13 protein-coding genes are annotated in these 16,869 nt (G+C 72.7%); 6 read left to right on the forward strand and 7 right to left on the reverse strand.

Annotation, left to right across the window (positions count from 1 at the left end; genetic code table 11):
- Positions 1 to 157: 157 nt before the first annotated feature.
- The gene (locus tag ACSYGN_RS08110) at positions 158 to 598 is read left to right on the forward strand and encodes an SRPBCC family protein (protein WP_460393365.1); all 441 of its coding nucleotides are present in this window, start codon (positions 158 to 160) and stop codon (positions 596 to 598) included.
- Here the strand turns inward: ACSYGN_RS08110 and pucD are convergent.
- Genes pucD through ACSYGN_RS08125 form a run of 3 tightly spaced genes read right to left on the reverse strand, consistent with a single transcriptional unit; the run spans position 595 to position 4,700 of the window.
- Positions 595 to 3,084, reverse strand: coding sequence for a xanthine dehydrogenase subunit D (gene pucD / locus ACSYGN_RS08115; protein WP_460393367.1), 2,490 nt, complete (start codon positions 3,082 to 3,084; stop codon positions 595 to 597). The two genes, ACSYGN_RS08110 and pucD, sit on opposite strands and share 4 nt — an antisense overlap.
- A gap of 3 nt (positions 3,085 to 3,087) precedes the next feature.
- On the reverse strand, positions 3,088 to 3,780 hold the full coding sequence (locus tag ACSYGN_RS08120) for a (2Fe-2S)-binding protein (RefSeq protein WP_460393369.1): 693 nt from the start codon (positions 3,778 to 3,780) through the stop codon (positions 3,088 to 3,090).
- Positions 3,780 to 4,700: an FAD binding domain-containing protein gene (locus tag ACSYGN_RS08125; protein ID WP_460393371.1), complete on the reverse strand. Its 921-nt coding sequence runs from the start codon at positions 4,698 to 4,700 to the stop codon at positions 3,780 to 3,782. Before ACSYGN_RS08125 ends, ACSYGN_RS08120 begins: the two co-directional genes overlap by 1 nt.
- Before the next feature lie 641 nt (positions 4,701 to 5,341).
- Between ACSYGN_RS08125 and ACSYGN_RS08130 the strand changes: the two genes are divergently transcribed.
- The 3 genes from ACSYGN_RS08130 to ACSYGN_RS08140 all read left to right on the forward strand — a co-directional run bounded on the left by ACSYGN_RS08130 (position 5,342) and on the right by ACSYGN_RS08140 (position 8,778).
- On the forward strand, positions 5,342 to 7,021 hold the full coding sequence (locus tag ACSYGN_RS08130; RefSeq protein ID WP_460393373.1) for a helix-turn-helix domain-containing protein: 1,680 nt from the start codon (positions 5,342 to 5,344) through the stop codon (positions 7,019 to 7,021).
- Between the two features lie 164 nt (positions 7,022 to 7,185).
- Positions 7,186 to 8,001 (forward strand): hypothetical protein, encoded by an 816-nt coding sequence (locus tag ACSYGN_RS08135; RefSeq protein WP_460393375.1) that lies wholly within the window; start codon positions 7,186 to 7,188, stop codon positions 7,999 to 8,001.
- A 210-nt stretch (positions 8,002 to 8,211) separates the two neighbouring features.
- Positions 8,212 to 8,778 (forward strand): DUF2231 domain-containing protein, encoded by a 567-nt coding sequence (locus ACSYGN_RS08140; RefSeq protein ID WP_460393377.1) that lies wholly within the window; start codon positions 8,212 to 8,214, stop codon positions 8,776 to 8,778.
- Positions 8,779 to 9,001: 223 nt separating this feature from the next.
- Here the strand turns inward: ACSYGN_RS08140 and ACSYGN_RS08145 are convergent, their stop codons facing one another.
- Positions 9,002 to 9,787 carry a GntR family transcriptional regulator gene (locus ACSYGN_RS08145; protein ID WP_460403287.1) on the reverse strand — a complete coding sequence of 262 codons (786 nt, stop codon included), beginning with the start codon at positions 9,785 to 9,787 and terminating at the stop codon, positions 9,002 to 9,004.
- A 400-nt stretch (positions 9,788 to 10,187) separates the two neighbouring features.
- Between ACSYGN_RS08145 and ACSYGN_RS08150 the strand changes: the two genes are divergently transcribed.
- Positions 10,188 to 11,057 (forward strand): (2Fe-2S)-binding protein, encoded by an 870-nt coding sequence (locus tag ACSYGN_RS08150; protein WP_460393379.1) that lies wholly within the window; start codon positions 10,188 to 10,190, stop codon positions 11,055 to 11,057.
- A gap of 302 nt (positions 11,058 to 11,359) precedes the next feature.
- Positions 11,360 to 12,400, forward strand: coding sequence for a DUF2637 domain-containing protein (locus ACSYGN_RS08155; RefSeq protein WP_460393381.1), 1,041 nt, complete (start codon positions 11,360 to 11,362; stop codon positions 12,398 to 12,400).
- Positions 12,401 to 12,523: 123 nt separating this feature from the next.
- Here ACSYGN_RS08155 and ACSYGN_RS08160 read toward each other — a convergent pair whose 3' ends face one another.
- The 3 genes from ACSYGN_RS08160 to ACSYGN_RS08170 all read right to left on the reverse strand — a co-directional run bounded on the left by ACSYGN_RS08160 (position 12,524) and on the right by ACSYGN_RS08170 (position 16,433).
- Positions 12,524 to 13,105, reverse strand: coding sequence for an ATP-binding protein (locus ACSYGN_RS08160; RefSeq protein ID WP_460403289.1), 582 nt, complete (start codon positions 13,103 to 13,105; stop codon positions 12,524 to 12,526).
- 482 nt (positions 13,106 to 13,587) lie between these two features.
- On the reverse strand, positions 13,588 to 15,330 hold the full coding sequence (locus tag ACSYGN_RS08165) for a pyruvate dehydrogenase (RefSeq protein ID WP_460393383.1): 1,743 nt from the start codon (positions 15,328 to 15,330) through the stop codon (positions 13,588 to 13,590).
- Between the two features lie 53 nt (positions 15,331 to 15,383).
- Entirely contained in the window at positions 15,384 to 16,433 is a 1,050-nt protein-coding gene (locus ACSYGN_RS08170; protein ID WP_460393385.1) for a protein phosphatase 2C domain-containing protein, read from the reverse strand.
- Positions 16,434 to 16,869 lie beyond the last annotated feature (436 nt).

Here is a 16,869-nt window from a genome sequence, read left to right on the forward strand (position 1 = left end):
TCAAGATCCCCGACAGAGTCAGGCCCTAACCCCCGGGCGGACGACGGGAGTTCGGCGTGATCGGGTGGAGCCGTCCTGCTTGCCGGGCGAGTGAGCCATCCGAGTGACCCGGATGGGAACCTCCGGCCGCACGCCCCGGGTTGCCTAAGATCGTTGCGTGGTCGTCCTTCTTCTCGAACGCACGGCGCCGCTCCCCCTCGACGAGGCGTGGCGCCGGCTCACGGAGTGGTCCCGGCACGGTGATGTGGTCCCGTTGACCCGCGTCACCGTGGTCACTCCGCCGCCGACGCAGGTGGGCACGGTCTTCGTGGCCCGCTCCGGGATCGGTCCGCTGTCGTTCGACGATCGGATGGAGGTGACCGTCTGGCGTCCGCCGGAGGACGGTGAGCCCGGTCTGGTCCGGCTGGTCAAGCGGGGCCGGATGGTGCGGGGTTGGGCCGAGATCGAGGTGCGGGAGGGGCCCGGCGGGCGCACCCGGGTCGTCTGGCGCGAGGAGCTGCGGGTGCGGTTCCTGCCGGGTGCGTTCGATCCGGTGCTGGGGGCGGCGGCGCGGTCGGTGTTCGGGCGGGCGGTCAATCGGCTGCTGCGGCGGGCTTAGGCCCTGTCGGCCTGGGGCCCTGCGGTCCTGGGGGCGTCGGGGTCCGTGAGGTGTTCCGGGCGGACCGGTACGCGGTTCAGCTCCAGGCCGGTGGCGTCGCGGATCGCCGCCAGGACGGCCGGGGTCGAGGACAGGGTGGGGGCCTCGCCGATGCCTCGCAGGCCGTACGGGGCGTGGTCGTCGGCCAGTTCGAGGACGTCGACCGGGATCGTGGGGGTGTCGAGGATGGTGGGGATCAGGTAGTCCGTGAAGGACGGGTTCCTGACCTTCGCGGTCCTCGGGTCGACGAGGATCTCCTCCATCACCGCGATGCCCAGGCCCTGGACGGTGCCCCCCTGGATCTGGCCCGCCACGGACTGCGGGTTGATGGCCTTGCCCACGTCCTGGGCGCAGGCCAGCTCGATCACCTTCACCAGGCCCAGTTCGGTGTCGACCTCCACGACGGCGCGGTGCGCGGCGAAGCTGTACTGGACATGTCCGTCGCCTTGGCCGGTGTGCGGGTCGAACGGCCGGGTCGGGCGGTGCCGCCACTCCGTCTCCGACTCCACGGCCTCGTCCTCCAACACGTCGGCCAGGTCGGCGAGGGCTTCCCCGCCGTCGGTGACCACTTTGCCGCCCTCCAGGAGCAGTTCGGCGGTGGCCCAGGCCGGGTGGTAGGTACCGAACTTGCGCCGCCCCAGCTCCAGTACCTTCTCCCGCACCAGTTCGCAGGCGTGCTTCACGGCGCCGCCGGTGACATACGTCTGCCGTGACGCGGAGGTCGAACCGGCGCTGCCCACCCGGGTGTCGGCGGGGCGGATGGTGACGTGGGCGACGCCCAGTTCGGTGCGGGCGATCTGGGCGTGGACGGTGACGCCGCCCTGGCCGACCTCCGCCATCGCCGTGTGCACGGTGACCACGGGTTCACCCGCGACGGCCTCGATGCGCACCCTGGCGGTCGAGTAGTCGTCGAACCCCTCGGAGAAACCGACGTTCTTGATGCCCACCGCGTATCCGACGCCCCGCACCACGCCCTCCCCGTGGGTGGTGTTGGACAGACCGCCGGGCAGCTGCCGTACGTCGACGCCCTCGCTGCTCTCCCACTGGCGCTCCTCAGGCATCGGCAACGCCTTGACGCGGCGGAGGAGTTCGGCGACCGGGGCCGGGGAGTCGACGCGCTGGCCGGTCGGCATGAGGGTGCCCTGCTCCATGGCGTTGCGCTGCCGCAACTCGACCGGGTCCATGCCGAGTTCGCGCGCCAGCTTGTCCATCTGCGCCTCGTAGGCGAAGCACGCCTGGACCGCGCCGAAGCCGCGCATCGCTCCGCAGGGCGGGTTGTTGGTGTAGAGGGCGAGGGCCTCGATGTCGACGTCGTCCACGGCGTACGGTCCGACACCGAGCGAGGCGGCGTTGCCGACGACCGCCGCGGAGGTCGACGCGTACGCGCCGCCGTCCAGCACGATCCTGGCCCTGATGTGGGTCAACTTACCGTCTCGGGTGGCCCCGTGCTCGTAGGAGAGGCGGGCCGGGTGGCGGTGGACATGGCCGAAGAAGGACTCGAAGCGGTTATAGACGATCTTGACGGGCTTGCCGGTGCGCAGGGCGAGCAGACAGGCGTGGATCTGCATCGACAGGTCCTCCCTGCCGCCGAACGCCCCGCCGACGCCGGACAGGGTCATCCGCACCTTGTCCTCGGGAAGGCCGAGGACCGGCGCGATCTGGCGCAGGTCGGCGTGCAGCCACTGGGTGGCGATGTAGAGGTGGACGCCGCCGTCCTCCTCGGGCACGGCGAGGCCGGACTCGGGGCCGAGGAACGCCTGGTCCTGCATGCCGAAGTGGTACTCGCCCCGCACGATCACCTCGGCGCGCTCGGCAGCCCGTGCGGCGTCGCCCCGGACGATCGGCTGGCGGTGGAGGACGTTCGGGTGGGGGGCGTGGGCGGCGTGGGGGTCGGTGCGGTGTTCGTGGAGCACCGGTGCGTCCGGTGCCGTCGCCGACGCCTCGTCGGTGATCACCGGCAGTTCGCGGTACTCGACCCTGATCCTGGCGGCGGCCCGGCGGGCGGTCTCCGGGTGGTCGGCGGCGACGAGTGCGACCGGCTCGCCGTGGTGGCGGACCCTGCGGTGGGCGAGGACGGGGGTGTCCTTGAGCTCCAGGCCGTAGTGGCGTACGGGGGTGGGCAGGTCGTCGTAGGTCATCACGGCGTACACGCCCGGGACGGCGAGGGCCTCACCGGTGTCGATGGACAGGATCTCGGCGTGGGCGACCGGGGAACGCAGGATCTGGCCCCACAGCATGTCCTCGTGCCACAGGTCGGAGGCGTACGCGAACTCTCCGGTGACCTTGAGGGTGCCGTCGGGGCGGAGGGTCGACTCGCCGATGCCGCCGGTACCGCCGCCGATGCCGGAGTGCTGGGTGAGTTTCGTGGGCGCGCCGTTGGGGGCGCTGCCGGGGGCGCCGATCGGAGCGCCGGGGACGGGCGGGGTCGGGGGTTCGGGTGACGGCATGGGTCAGCCCTCCTCCGGCTGCCGGGCGGCTGCCAGGCGGACCGCGTCCATGATCTTCTCGTAGCCCGTGCAGCGGCACAGATTGCCGGACAGGGCCTCGCGGATGTCGGCGTCGGACGGGTCCGGGTCGCGTTCCAGCAGCTCGTCGACGGCGACCAGCAGGCCGGGGGTGCAGAAGCCGCACTGGACGGCTCCCGCGTCGATGAACGCCTGCTGGACGGGGGCGAGGCCGATGCCCTCGCCGGTCTGGGAGTCGATGCCCCGTGGCGCCCAGGCGCGGGCCTCGTCGAGGGAGGTGCCGGGGGCGGAGGCACCCGGTGCGGTTCCGGGGGCGGAGGTGCCTGGTGCGGTTCCGGGGGCGGAGGTGCCTGGTGCGGTTCCGGTGGCGGAGGTGTCAGGTGCAGTTCCAGTGGCGGTTGCGGTCGTGGGGCCGCCTCGGGCTCGCTGTTCGGCGTACCGTGCCAGGCCCTCCACGGTGACGACCTCGCGGCCCTCCGCCTGGCCCGCCGCCACCAGGCAGGCGCACACCGGTACGCCGTCCAGGCGGACCGTGCAGGAGCCGCACTCGCCCTGCTCGCAGGCGTTCTTCGAGCCGGGCAGTCCGAGGCGCTCCCGCAGGACGTACAGCAGGGACTCGCCCTCCCATACGTCGTCCGTCTGCTGCGGGCGCCCGTTCACGATGAGGCTGACACGCATCACGCGGCTCCTTCCGGTGCCTGCGGGGTACCGGCCGACGGTGGCGAGCCGGGGCGGGTGCCCCGGTACGACTCCCAGGTCCAGGTGAGTGTCCGGCGGGCCATGACGCCGACGGCGTGGCGACGGTAGGCGGCGGTGCCCCGGACGTCGTCGATCGGGTTGCAGGCGGCGGCGCAGAGCTGCGCGAACTGCCGGGCCAGGGAAGGGGGGACGGCCCTTCCATTGTCCCAGAAGCCGCCCTCGTCCAGCGCCGCCGTCAGGAAGTCCTCGGCAGCCTCGGCCCGGACGGGGGTGGGGGCCGCCGAGCCGATGCCGGTGCGGACCGTGCGGGTGGCGGGGTGCAGGGCGAGGCCGAAGGAGCAGACCGCGATCACCATGGCGTTACGGGTGCCGACCTTGGCGAACTGCTGCGGGCCGTCCGCCGTTCTGATCCGTACGGCACGGATCAGTTCGTCGGGGGCGAGTGCGTTGCGTTTCACGCCGGTGTAGAAGTCGTCGATGGGGATCAGACGGGTGCCGCGCACCGACTCCGCCTCGACCACGGCGCCCGCCGCGAGCAGCGCGGGGTGGGCGTCGCCGGCCGGGGAGGCGGTGCCGAGGTTGCCTCCGACGCCGCCGCGGTTGCGGATCTGCGGGGAGGCGACGGTGTGCGCGGCGAGGGCCAGGGCGGGGAGTTCGGTGCGGAGGTGCTGCATGATGCGGGCGTACGGGACGGAGGCGCCGAGGCGGATCTCGTGCTCGCCGGTCTCCCAGTCGTAGAGGTCCGGGATGCGGGTGAGGTCCAGGAGGTGGGTGGGGCGGCGGTGGTCGAAGTTGAGCTCCACCATGACGTCGGTGCCGCCTGCCAGGGGGAGGGCGGTGGGGTGTTCGGCCTTTGCACGCAGGGCCTCCGGCCAGGTGGTGGGGCGTAGGTAGTCCATGGCCTGGCCTCTTTTCTCTCGATTGCTCCGGGGGCGGGTTGTGCTGCGCACGGCTGCGTTGATTCTTCGGTGCTGTTAGTGCTGCGCACGGCTGCGTTGCTTCTCGGGTGCGGGTGGGTGGGGGCTTGTCGCGCAGTTCCCCGCGCCCCTGGATGGTGCGTGGCTGAGGTGCTTGGGTGTGCTCCGGTTGTGGGGGGGTTCTCGCGCAGTTCCCCGCGCCCCTGGGGGCGTGGGTGGCTGAGGTGCTTCGGTGTGCTCCGGTTGTGGGGGGTTCCGCGCAGTTCCCCGCGCCCCTGGGGGGCGTTCCCGTTGTGGTGTTTTCTTGCGCAGGTCCCCGCGGCCCTCAAGGGCGGTGCTGTGGTCGGTTTTTGCGCAGTTCCCGGCGGTCTGTGGGGGCGACTCTTTGGGGGCTCGGGCGGGGTGTGGGGTTCAGTAGACAGGGGGGTGGGTGTGGGGGGTCAGTCACGGAAAGCATGAAGGAGTTGGCTGGCCAGGCGGGTAATCTTGTAGATTCGTATGAACGAAGGTCGTCGGAAACCTCGTCGTTTTCCCGTGGAAACACACGGCGCGGCCCGGCGGCGGGTGACTGCGGTTCATCGTAGTTTTCGAGACACAGAGACACAGAACGGCGGCGACGAGAAATGCGGCTGCGCGCACTGCTGGAGACCGATGGGCTGGGCCTGCGGCTGCTCGGTGGCGAGGGAGAGCTGGACCGCACCGTACGGGGTGTGATGACCACCGACCTGCGCGACCCCAGCCGCTACCTCTCCGGCGGGGAACTGGTCCTGTCGGGCCTGGCCTGGCGGCGGGGCGCGGCGGACTCCGAGTCCTTCGTGCAGATCCTGGTGCAGGCCGGGGTGGCCGCGCTGGCGGCCGGTGAGGCCGAGCTGGGGAATGTGCCCGACGACCTGGTGCTGGCCTGCGCCCGGCACCGGCTGCCGCTGTTCGCGGTGCACGAGTCGGTGGCGTTCGCGACGATCACCGAGCATGTCGTACGGCAGGTCAGCGGCGAGCGGGCCGGGGACCTCGCGGCCGTCGTCGAGCGGCACCGGCGGATGATGACGGCCGGACCCGCGGGCGGCGGCCATGACGTGGTCCTCGATCTGCTCGGGTCCGACCTCGATCTGCGCGCCTGGGTGCTCTCCTCCGCCGGGCGGCTGATCGCGGGCCCGAAGACCGAGGTGCCGGGACTGCCCGACGATGTGTGCGCCACGCTGGCCGCCGAGCATCTGGCCGCCACCCGTGCCGGGCGGCGCGCGCCGCACCGGGTGACGCTGGGGCACACGACGTACAGCCTCTTCCCGGTCCGCGGCGGGAGCGGCGGGCGTGCCCCGCAGGCGCCCCGGGACGTACGGGAGACCGTGCTGTCGGACTGGCTGCTGGCCGTGGACGCGGACGCCGGGGAGTGGCCCTCGGAGCGGCTGGACCTGCTGCACGGCGTCACCGAGCTCATCGCCGTCGAACGCGAGCGCACGGACGCCGCGCGCACGGTGCGTCGGCGGCTCGCCCAGGAGGTGCTGGAGCTGCTGCGGGCGGGCGCCGCGCCCACCGAGATCGCGGCACGGCTGCGCGTGGCCGCGCCGGTGCTGCTGCCCGGGCTCGGCGCCGCCCCGCACTGGCAGGTCGTGGTGGCCCGGGTGGAGTGGGCGGGCGGCGAGATCGAGGGCGGCCCGGTCGCCCAGGCGCTGCTGGAGGAGATCCTGGTCGACCCGCGCAGCAGCGGGCCCGAGCAGTCCGATCGTATCGCCGTCGCGTACACCGACGACGAGGCGGTGGCGCTCGTACCGCTGCCCGCGGTGTCGAGCGAGCACGACGGGTCCGAGACCGGGATCCTCGCCGACGCGCTGCTGGAGGCCGTACGGGACCCGCTGTCGGCGGGGCTCGACGACGACGGGCGGCTGACGCTCGGGGTGAGTGCGACCGTGCACTCGGCGGAGGGGCTGCGCGGGGCGCTGGAGGAGGCCCGGCACGCCCGGCGGGTGGCCGCCGCGCGTCCCGGACGGGTGTGCGCGGCCGGGCACCACGAGCTGGCCTCGCACGTGCTGCTGCTGCCGTTCGTCCCGGACGACGTACGGCGTGCCTTCACGGCCCGGCTGCTGGACCCGCTGCGGGACTACGACCGCCGTCACCGCGCCGAGCTGATCCCGACGCTGGAGGCGTTCCTGGACTGCGACGGCTCGTGGACGCGGTGCGCGACCCGGCTGCATCTCCACGTCAACACCCTGCGTTACCGTGTCGGGCGTATCGAGCAGTTGACGAGTCGTGATCTCTCGCGGCTGGAGGACAAGGTCGATTTCTTCCTCGCGCTGCGCATGAGCTGAGGTCAGAAGGGGGTACGCCGGGGAGCTTCACACGCTCCCCATGGCCCACGACTTTGTGAAATCTTTCACCCACCCTCTTGGCCGGGCCCGCACAAAGATGCTGGAATGCGGCGACTGCTCAGGCTCAGGACTCAAAGCTCAATGGTGCGCTCAGGGAGGGCAATGTGGCGTTTTCCGCCATGTCTGGGAACGGAACGGCGATTCCGGATGACGGTCCGCTCCAGAACGCGGTGTGGCGGTTGCGCTCCCGCGCCTGCTGGACCGACGCCGCGGCGCTGCTCCCCAGAGACACGGCGGCCGGCGCCCTCCAGCGGGCCGCCCTGCTCGTCGAGCGCTGCCTGTACACCGAGACGGGATGGGAGGACGCCGAGGACGCGCTGCGTACGGCGGAGGCGCTGGCCCAGGGTGACGAACAGCGCGGCGCGGCCGCCTGCGAGCGCGGCCAGCTCGCCTACGCCGCCACCCTGCACGGGGTGCGCGACCGGGCCGACGAGGCGCGGGCCGCGCTGGGGCGGGCGGCGGCGCTGATCCCTCCGGGGGCCGACGGCCGGGCGCTGCTGGACTTCCGGCGCGGACTGCTCGCCGAGAACCTCTCGCACTCCCCGCAGGCCGCCAAGGCCGCCTACCTCCGCGCCCACGCCGGTGCCTCCGCACATCCCGACCCGCTGCTGCTGTCGTTCACCTGGCGGCACCTCGCCGGACTCGCCCTGCGGGAGGGGGAGCTGGCCGAGGCCCGGCACGGTTTCGCCGAGTCCCTGCGGATCCGTGAGGAGCTGGGCTACCTCGTCGGCACCGCACCGGCGCTGGCATCCCTGGCCGACGCCGAGACCGAGCCGGAGGCGTCCCGGCTGCGCGAGGAGGCCTGGCGGCTGTTCCGGCTGCTGGGCGGCGTGCCGACGTGGCTGTCCCGGCAATTGACACCGCCGAAGGCGGAGCCGGAGCCGGAGCCTGAGCCGGAGGCCGGGGCCGCCACGGCGTGAGGGGGGATCCGGCGGGGCGGACCACGACGCCGGGCAGGGCCGACCACGACGCCGGGCGCCTGCCCTGCGCTGTCCGGTGCCATGGTCGCCTGTCTACCGCCTGTCTGAACTCTGGAGTTCCAACAGGCGGCGTCTGAGCGGGTGTTCAGAGGAACCTGAGAAGTTCCTGTGCCAGGCTGGCGCGCCCGACCCCCCTGAGGAGCGCCTCGCATGAGCCTCATCAATGGACTGCCCGCGCATGTCCTGCTTGTCCACTTCGTCGTCGTCATGGTCCCGCTGACCGCGCTGGCCCTGGTGGCCTCCGCTGTCTGGCCAGCGGCGGCGCGGCGCATAGGCATCGGTCTCCCCGTCATGGCCCTGGTGACCCTGGCGAGTGTGCCGGTGGCCACCCAGGCGGGCGAGTGGCTGGAGCGGCATGTCGACAGCGACCCCCTGGTACAGCGCCACGCCGAGCTGGGTGACGGGATGCTTCCGTGGGCGCTGGGCCTGTTCTTGCTGGCGGCGGTGGTGTGGTGGATCACGCGCAAGGCTGCCGCCGCGGAGAGCGGTGCGCAGGACGGCGCGCAGGGCGGGGCACAGAGCGGGCCGGAGAGCGGCGGTCTGGGTGCCGGTCGCACGGCGTCGATCGTCCGTATCGCCGCCGCGGTGCTGTCCGTGGTGGTGGCCGCCGGCGCGGTCGTCGATGTGTACCGCATCGGCGACTCCGGCGCGAAGGCCGCGTGGCACGACGGTTACTCCAAGACGGCGACCGGCGGCAAGGGCGACGGGGGCGAGTGACCCCACTCCCCTGAGCGACCCGTGCGGGACGGTCCGGCCGAGCGGACCGTCCCGCACGGGTCTTTTTTGCGCCCTACGGCACTGTGCGCACACGGGGACGCCAGGGGGCGGACGGGGGCGATGAGCCTGCCGAGCGGTCACGCGCTCCAGCGCGGTGAAGCGACCGAGCCCCACGGCACCGTGCGATCGATCAGCCGCTCTCCGCGACCCGCGCCCCCACCCCTCAGGCGGTGCCCGCGAAATGCTCGCCGAGTACGAAGCGCACGGCGTCGAGGTCGCGAGCGGTCAGCGCGTCCAGCAGGGCCGTGTGCTCCGTCGCGTCGGCGAGGAGGTCGGTGCGCGGGTGGTGGGACGCGGCGTTGGTGAGGGGCCACTGGGCGCGGCGGTGCAGGTCCTCGGCGAGGCGGACCAGTTGCTCGTTGCCGGAGAGGGCGAGGACGGCGCGGTGGAAGGCGCGGTCGGACTCGCCGTAGGCGGCGGGGCAGCCGGAGGCCGCCGCACGGACCGTCTGCTCGGCGGCGGGCCGCAGTTCCGCCCAGCGCTCGGCGGGCACGGTGCGGGCCAGCTGGAGCAGCACCGGGACCTCGATCAGGGCGCGGATCTCGGCGAGTTCGGCGAGTTCGCGGGCCCCCCGCCGTACGACACGGAAGCCGCGGTTCGGTACGACCTCCACGGCGCCTTCCAGGGCGAGCTGCTGCATGGCCTCCCGCACGGGCGTCGCGGAGACACCGAACCGCTCACCGAGCACGGGCGCCGAGTACACCTCACCGGGGGTGAGTTTCCCAGCGGCCAGCGCAGTGCGCAGCGCGTCGAGGATCTGCCCCCGCACGGAGGAACGCTGAACCACCGGCCGGGACGCCGGGGCGGGAGGCTCACTGTGCGTGTGCTCTCCCCGGGCGCCGGACGGGGCCGCCTGTGCGGGCCTTGCGGCGGGCCCTTCCGCGGGGCCGTGCCCGGCTTGCCGAACCGGGCCTCGGGCTTGTCCGGTGCCCTGCGCGGGTCGGTTCATGTCAGCGGCGGTCGGCTGGAGCGGCACCCGGGGGTGGCCGTGCTGCGGGACGGCGCGGACGGGCTGGACGGGTCCCGGCGCCGGGCGGGGCTCCTGGACCGGACCCGGTTCCGTCCCGGTGCTCGACGCCATGGCCGGCCCCGGCTCCGTCCTGAGCCTCAGCCCCGTGACCGGTTCCGCCGCGGACCCCGTATCCGGCCCCGGCTTGGATTCCCCCGCCGAGCTCTGGGCGCTCTGCTTCACGGGGGCCTCCTCCGGGTTCGTCGGTCTTGGGGTCATTACTGCGGGTTGTTACTCGTCCGTCAAGCACCTTAGGGGTAGCCGACGGCAGTTCAAATCCAGGCCCCGCCTAGTAAGGTGAGCCTTACCTACACTCGATGTCGAAATCGGCGGTCCCGGCATGCCCGTCCTCACGTCGCCCCTCACGTCCGCGTACACCCGGCTCACCGCCGCCTTCCCGGGCCTCGCCGTGACGGAACCGGGTCCCGGTGAAGGGCTCCCGCAGGGCGGCGGCTGGTTCGGCGCGGCCTCGCTGGCCTCTGGCGGAGCCGAACTGGACGCCTTCCTCGCCTGGGACGACGCCCAGGTCCTGCGGGACTACGGCACCAGGGCCCGCGCGGACGTGGTCGCGAGCTTCGCCCTGCACCGGTACGCCTGGCCGGCCTGTCTGCTGTTCACCGTCCCCTGGCTGCTGGAGCACCGGGTGCCGCGACTCCCCGTGACGCACGTGGCGTACGACCGCATGGCCGGCCGGATGGCCGTATGCCCCGTCTCCTTCGCCTGCCTCCCGGACGATCCGGCCGCCGCGCTGCCCGGCGCCCGCGTGGTCCCGGACGAGGAGGCGCTGCGCACAGAGCTGCAGGCGGCCGTCGCGGAGCATCTGGAGCCGCTGCTGGCCGCGTTCGGGCCGCGGATGCGGCGGCGCGGGCGCGCGCTGCGGGCGACGGTGACCGACGAGATCGTCGAAGGGCTGCGCTACATCGCCCCGTTGCTCGGCGAGGACAGCAGGCACGGTCAGGACGGCGACAACGGCGACAACGGCGAGGACGGCGAGGACGGCAAGGACGGTGAGGGCAGTGGGAGCATGGAGCGGCGCGCGCTGCGTGAGCTGGCGCTGCTGCTGCCGGGGGCCGTCCGGGGCACCGGGCCGTACCTCCGGGCCAGTTGCTGCATGTTCTACACCATCCGTCCCACGGACACCTGCGCGACCTGTCCCCGTACCTGTGGCACCGTCCGGAACGTCAAACCCATAACGATTGCGGCGGCTTGAACCCTCCTCAGCACCGTGCGCCACACCCCTCGCGTAAGATCACCGGCGAGCAGGGCGCACGTACGGTTACAGGCGCTTCACAAGTTTCTCACTTTTCGCAGTAACTTTCCGTGGAACCATCCGTACGGGTAGTCTTACTCGAACTCAACTCCCGCCCCTCAAACGGCAGTTCGGGCAGTACGCCGCCCATGGCATCCCCTTGCACTTCCTTGGCGGCCTCTTGCCCCGAAACCCCCTGAGGGCTTGGCGGAGTGGGCCACTATGACGGGCGTTACGCCCTATCCCAATGCAAGGGACCCCAGATGAGACTGACCGACATATCGCTGAACTGGCTGCTTCCGGGCGCCGTACTGCTCCTGGGCATGCTGGCGGCGGTGGCGGTGCTCGCGCGCAGCAAGCGGTCCGGGGAGCACGCGAAGGCGGAGGACTCGTGGGAGCGCAGCGAGGAGCGCCGCAGGCGCAAGGAGGCCATCTACGCGACGGCGTCCTATGTACTCCTGTTCGGTTGCGCCTCGGTCGCGGCCGCCCTGTCGTTCCACGGCCTGGTGGGCTTCGGCCAGGAGAACCTCGGACTGACGGACGGCTGGGAGTACCTGGTGCCGTTCGGCCTCGACGGTGCGGCGATGTTCTGCTCCGTGCTCGCGGTGCGGGAGGCCAGCCACGGTGACGCGGCGCTCGGCTCGCGCATCCTCGTGTGGACCTTCGCAGGCGCCTCGGCCTGGTTCAACTGGGTGCACGCGCCCCGCGGCATCGACCACGCGGGTGCCCCGCAGTTCTTCGCCGGCATGTCCCTGTCCGCCGCGGTGCTGTTCGACCGCGCGCTGAAGCAGACCCGCCGTGCCGCGCTGCGCGAGCAGGGTCTGGTGCCGCGTCCGCTGCCGCAGATCCGTATGGTGCGCTGGCTGCGGGCCCCGCGTGAGACGTACAGCGCCTGGTCGCTGATGCTGCTGGAGGGCGTGCGCAGCCTGGACGAGGCCGTCGAGGAGGTGCGCGACGACCGCCGCCAGAAGGAGGACGCCCGGATGCGCCGCCGGGAGCAGCAGCGCGTCGAGCGCGCCCAGCTCAAGGCGCTCAGCCGGGGTCACCGCTTCATCGGCCGGGGTCCGGGCCACCAGGCTCCCGAGCCCGCCGCACTGGAGCGGGCGAGCGCCGAGCGTGTGTCCGCGGAGCCTGCCATAGCAGCCGACCAGCTGCCCGTGCGTACCCGTCCCTCGCTCCAGCCCGTGCGCCAAGGTTCTGACTCCCTCAAGGTCGATCTCACCGCGGAGGACGACACCATGGCTCTCCCGCGGCTCGACTCCCTGGAGCGCAAGCTGAAGGACCTGGAGCAGCAGTTCGGCTGACAAGCAGTCAGTGAGCGGCCTCGGCCGCAGGCACGATTCGGGGCGGGGGCGCGACCTGTGACAGGTCGCGCCCCCGCCCCGTGTCATGGTCGCCCGCTCATGCTCCGGTCCCAGGGGCAGGCGCTAGGCAACGTCCAGTTCGAACCACACCGACTTCCCCACCCCATGGGTCCGCACGCCCCAGGCGTCCGCGAGGGACTGGACCAGGAGCAGGCCCCTGCCGTGTGTGCCGTCGTCCACGTCGGGTACGCACAGGCGCGGTCTGCGGGCCACGAAGTCCCGTACCTCCACGTGCAGTCCACCGGGTCCGACGGTCGCGGTCAGAACGGCGTCGTGGTCGGTGTGGATGAGGGCGTTGGTGACAAGTTCGCTGGTGAGCAGCACCGCGACGTCCGCCACCTCGGATGCGTCCGGTTCCTCGGAGAGGCCCGACACGGGCTGACCGTTCACGGCGGCCGAACCGTTCGCCGTGGCCGAGCCGCCGGCGCCGTGCGTCGCCGACTCCGGTGCCCCGGACCGCCCGCTTCCGCCGCCCCCGCCCCCTCCCCCGCCCCACTCGCACAGAAGTTCTCGCAGAGCCTTGCGTGATTCGGAGACGGCCCGCAGGTCCGCCCTGCCCAGTCTGCGTCTGAGTTGCGGTTCCGGCGCCCGTTCCGTGACGGTGCCGGTCTCTTCCTCCGCTGCCTTGGCCGAGGAAGCCCCGATCGTCACGGGACCGCCCCCTCGTGCTTGCCTCTCCATGACCCCCGCCCGCACGCTGTCGCAGGTACCCCTCCTGATCGAACACGTTCACCCGATCCATGCCCGGGTGGTGAACGGGCCAGTCATGTCCAGTAGTTGACGACCAGGTGTTCGGCCATGCTCAGGCCGTCCCGGGGCGCGGGAACGGCGCCCCGATCCGGCCGCGCCCGGCCGTCCGCCGCGACGGCCGGTCCCCGGCGTCCGGACGACGCCGTGACGGTCGTACGGCCCCGTCCGCGGATCTCCTGCCTACGGCACCGTAACCTCGCATGATCCCTCGCGACGCGGTGCGGGGGCCGCCCGGGGCGGATGACGCGACGGGCACCGGCGGGCGGCCCGGTACTTCTCGCGCTGCACGTGAATCTGGCCGGAACCCAGCGGTCCCCTCCCCCTGCGGTGAGCCGGAATCCGTCGGTCCGCCGGCCGGACCGCGCTGGGGAAAAGGTCTAGGGGCGTGGCACATTACGGAGGTTGGAACGGGCCATCTGGAGCATCCGGCCGACGCCGCCGTCCAGCACCATCTTGGAGGCGGACAGCGCGAAGCCGGTGACCATCTCGGCGCTGATCTTGGGCGGGATGGACAGGGCATTGGGGTCGGTGACGATGTCGACGAGGGCCGGGCCCTTGTGCCGGAACGCGTCCCTGAGGGCGCCCGCGAGCTGCCTCGGCTTCTCGACCCGTGTCCCGTGGGCGCCGCAGGCGCGGGCGACGGCGGCGAAGTCGGGGTTGACGTTCGTGGTGCCGTAGGAGGGCAGTCCGGAGACCAGCATCTCCAGCTCGACCATGCTGAGCGCGGAGTTGTTGAACAGGACGACCTTCACCGGCAGATCGTGCTGGACGAGGCTGAGGAAGTCGCCCATCAGCATGGCGAATCCGCCGTCGCCCGACATCGACACCACCTGGCGGCGCCGGTCGGTGAACTGCGCGCCGATCGCCATGGGCAGCGCGTTCGCCATCGAGCCGTGCGAGAACGAACCGATGACCCTGCGGCGGCCGTTGGGCGTGATGTACCGGGCGGCCCAGACATTGCACATCCCGGTATCGATGGTGAACACGGCGTCGTCGTCGGCGAGCTCGTCGAGCACGGAGGCGACGTACTCGGGGTGGATGGGGATGTGCCGGTCGACCTTGCGGGTGTACGCCTTCACCACCCCCTCCAGGGCGTCGGCGTGTTTCTTCAGCATCCTGTCCAGGAAGCGCCGGTTCTCCTTGGTCCCCACCCGCGGGGTCAGACAGCGCAGTGTCTCGCGCACATCGCCCCACACCGCGAGGTCGAGCCGGGAGCGGCGGCCGAGGTGCTCGGGCCGCACATCCACCTGGGCGATCTTGACGTCGTCCGGCAGGAACGCGTTGTACGGGAAGTCGGTGCCGAGCAGGATCAGCAGATCGCACTCGTGGGTGGCCTCGTAGGCGGCGCCGTAGCCGAGCAGGCCGCTCATCCCGACGTCGTACGGGTTGTCGTACTGGATCCACTCCTTGCCGCGCAGCGCATGCCCCACCGGAGACTTGATCTTCCCGGCGAGTTCCATCACCTCGGTGTGCGCCCCGGCCGTGCCGCTGCCGCAGAACAGGGTGACCTTGTCGGCCTCGTCGATCATCTCGACGAGCCGATCGATCTCGGCGTCACCCGGCCGTACGGTGGGCCGCGAGGTGACCAGGGCGGACGCGGCGGACTTCTCGGGCGCGGGCGCCGAGGCGATGTCGCCGGGCAGCGAGACGACGCTGACGCCGCTCTGGCCCACGGCGTGCTGGATGGCGGTCTGGAGCAGACGCGGCATCTGCCGGGGGCTGGAGATCAGCTCGCTGTAGTGGCTGCACTCGCGGAACAACTGGTCGGGGTGGGTCTCCTGGAAGTAGCCCAGCCCGATCTCGCTCGCCGGGATGTGCGAGGCGAGGGCGAGCACGGGCGCCATGGAACGGTGGGCGTCGTAGAGGCCGTTGATGAGGTGCAGATTGCCGGGGCCGCAGGAGCCCGCGCAGGCTGCCAGCTTCCCGGTGATCTGTGCCTCGGCGCCCGCGGCGAACGCGGCGGTCTCCTCGTGCCGTACATGCACCCAGTCGACGGCGGAGGTGCGGCGCACGGCGTCCACGACGGGGTTGAGGCTGTCCCCGACCACACCGTAGATACGCCGTACGCCCGCGCGGGCGAGGATGTCGACGAACTGCTCGGCGACGTTCTGCTTGGCCATGGATCGATGCACCCCTTCCGTTCCCTGGGTCCATCCATCCACAGCGACCGCTCTCACGCCTCCCAGACAGCCGCCGCCGTACGGTCGTCCGCGTACCCCTTGACCCGTACGCCGGTGTCCGCGAGGAACGCCGCCAGACCGGGCGGCGCCGCCCCCGCCCACCGTCCGGCCAGATGCCCGGACAGCTCCGGCGCACCGCGCAGCGGATCGGCGAGGCCGCCGGTGCTCAGCAGCAGCACATCACCCGGCCGGGCTACCGACGCCCGGAACCGGAACGGCTCGCGGGGCGGCTCGGGGGCGGCCTCGTACGGGCTCGGCGGCGTCGGGATGCCGAGGTCCATGGTGAGCCGGTCGCCCTCGGGGGTCTCGGCCGGCCGTGAACCGAAGCCGACGACCGCGTCGCCGGTGGCGTCGGTGACCCGCGGCTCGATGTCCTGCCACTCGCCGTCCCGCAGCCGGAACAGACCGCCCGCGCCGACGCCGAAGAACACCCGGATACGGCACTCCGGGTCGGCCGGGAGCAGCAGACAGCGCAGGGTGGCCGTGTACTCCTCCGGATCGACGCCCTGCTCGGCGGCGCCCGCGCGCAGCTTTCCGAGGCTGCGGTCGGTCAGGCGCTGGAGCCCGGACTTGAGGTCGCCGCGTCTGGCCGCGCGGATGTCCTCGGCGAGCCGGGCATGGCTGCGGCCCACGGCCCGTCCGATCCACCGGCACGCCTCGGCGGCCGCCCGGTGCGCGTTCGGCGTGGCCCGCGCGCCGGTGGCCATCGCGACCAGCACCAGCGCCTGGTCGCCGTCGCCGAACCGGGCGGTGAGCAGCGAGTCCCGGCGCGGCTCCCCGCGGAACCGTGCCGAGTCCCCGCGCACGGAGACCGCCCGCAGGGTGCAGGCCCCGTACCGGGCACCGTCCAGCACGGTGTCGGCGACGAGATCACCGAGCCCGTCGGGATCGGCGGCGGGGAGCGCGGTGGGCTCGGCGGCGTAGGTGGGCGGGCCGGAACCGACGTAGTCGAGAACGGCGGACGGGTTCGAGGGGACGGACGGGTTCGAGGGGACGGACGGGGCGGACGGGGCGGACGGGGCGGACGACTCAGGCTGTGGCATGGATCCAGGGGGTGAGGGGATGTCGGGGCGGGTGACGCCGGGGAATCCCGGCGGGTGGGTGGCGGGGGACGGTGGCCCGGCGGAGGGGACGGCGGGGCCACCGGCCGGGGCGGCGGGTGGTTTCGGGCCGGAGGGGAAGTTCACGGGCCCCGGCGGCACGGCGGGAGGCGCCTCCCAGGGCGCCCGGTGCCGCCCCGTACCGGCACCGGGGATCCGGGGGTACGGGGAGTCGGCGCGCGTGGGGAGCGGCGTCACGGGCGGCGGCCCGTCCGCCCAGGACGGCGGCATGGACGGCGGCATGGACGGCGGCGCGTCCGCCCGTGACGGCGGGACGGCGCCCTGCGGCGCAGGGGCGACGGGGGGTTGGGGGGCGGTGGCGCGGGGCGGCCGGGGACCGCGGTCGGTGCCGGGAGGCTGCGGGGCAGCGGCAGCGCCA

The sequence above is a fragment of the Streptomyces sp. YIM S03343 genome (assembly GCF_054729195.1).

What these genes read in the sequence shown, in the direction of transcription:
- pucD (WP_460393367.1), bottom strand. Translation starts at nt 3,084, where the DNA reads ATGCCGTCACCCGAACCCCCGACCCCGCCCGTCCCCGGCGCTCCGATC.
- ACSYGN_RS08120 (WP_460393369.1), bottom strand. Translation starts at nt 3,780, where the DNA reads ATGCGTGTCAGCCTCATCGTGAACGGGCGCCCGCAGCAGACGGACGAC.
- ACSYGN_RS08125 (WP_460393371.1), bottom strand. Translation starts at nt 4,700, where the DNA reads ATGGACTACCTACGCCCCACCACCTGGCCGGAGGCCCTGCGTGCAAAG.
- ACSYGN_RS08130 (WP_460393373.1), top strand. Translation starts at nt 5,342, where the DNA reads ATGCGGCTGCGCGCACTGCTGGAGACCGATGGGCTGGGCCTGCGGCTG.
- ACSYGN_RS08140 (WP_460393377.1), top strand. Translation starts at nt 8,212, where the DNA reads ATGAGCCTCATCAATGGACTGCCCGCGCATGTCCTGCTTGTCCACTTC.
- ACSYGN_RS08145 (WP_460403287.1), bottom strand. Translation starts at nt 9,787, where the DNA reads ATGAACCGACCCGCGCAGGGCACCGGACAAGCCCGAGGCCCGGTTCGG.
- ACSYGN_RS08150 (WP_460393379.1), top strand. Translation starts at nt 10,188, where the DNA reads ATGCCCGTCCTCACGTCGCCCCTCACGTCCGCGTACACCCGGCTCACC.
- ACSYGN_RS08155 (WP_460393381.1), top strand. Translation starts at nt 11,360, where the DNA reads ATGAGACTGACCGACATATCGCTGAACTGGCTGCTTCCGGGCGCCGTA.
- ACSYGN_RS08165 (WP_460393383.1), bottom strand. Translation starts at nt 15,330, where the DNA reads ATGGCCAAGCAGAACGTCGCCGAGCAGTTCGTCGACATCCTCGCCCGC.
- ACSYGN_RS08170 (WP_460393385.1), bottom strand. Translation starts at nt 16,433, where the DNA reads ATGCCACAGCCTGAGTCGTCCGCCCCGTCCGCCCCGTCCGCCCCGTCC.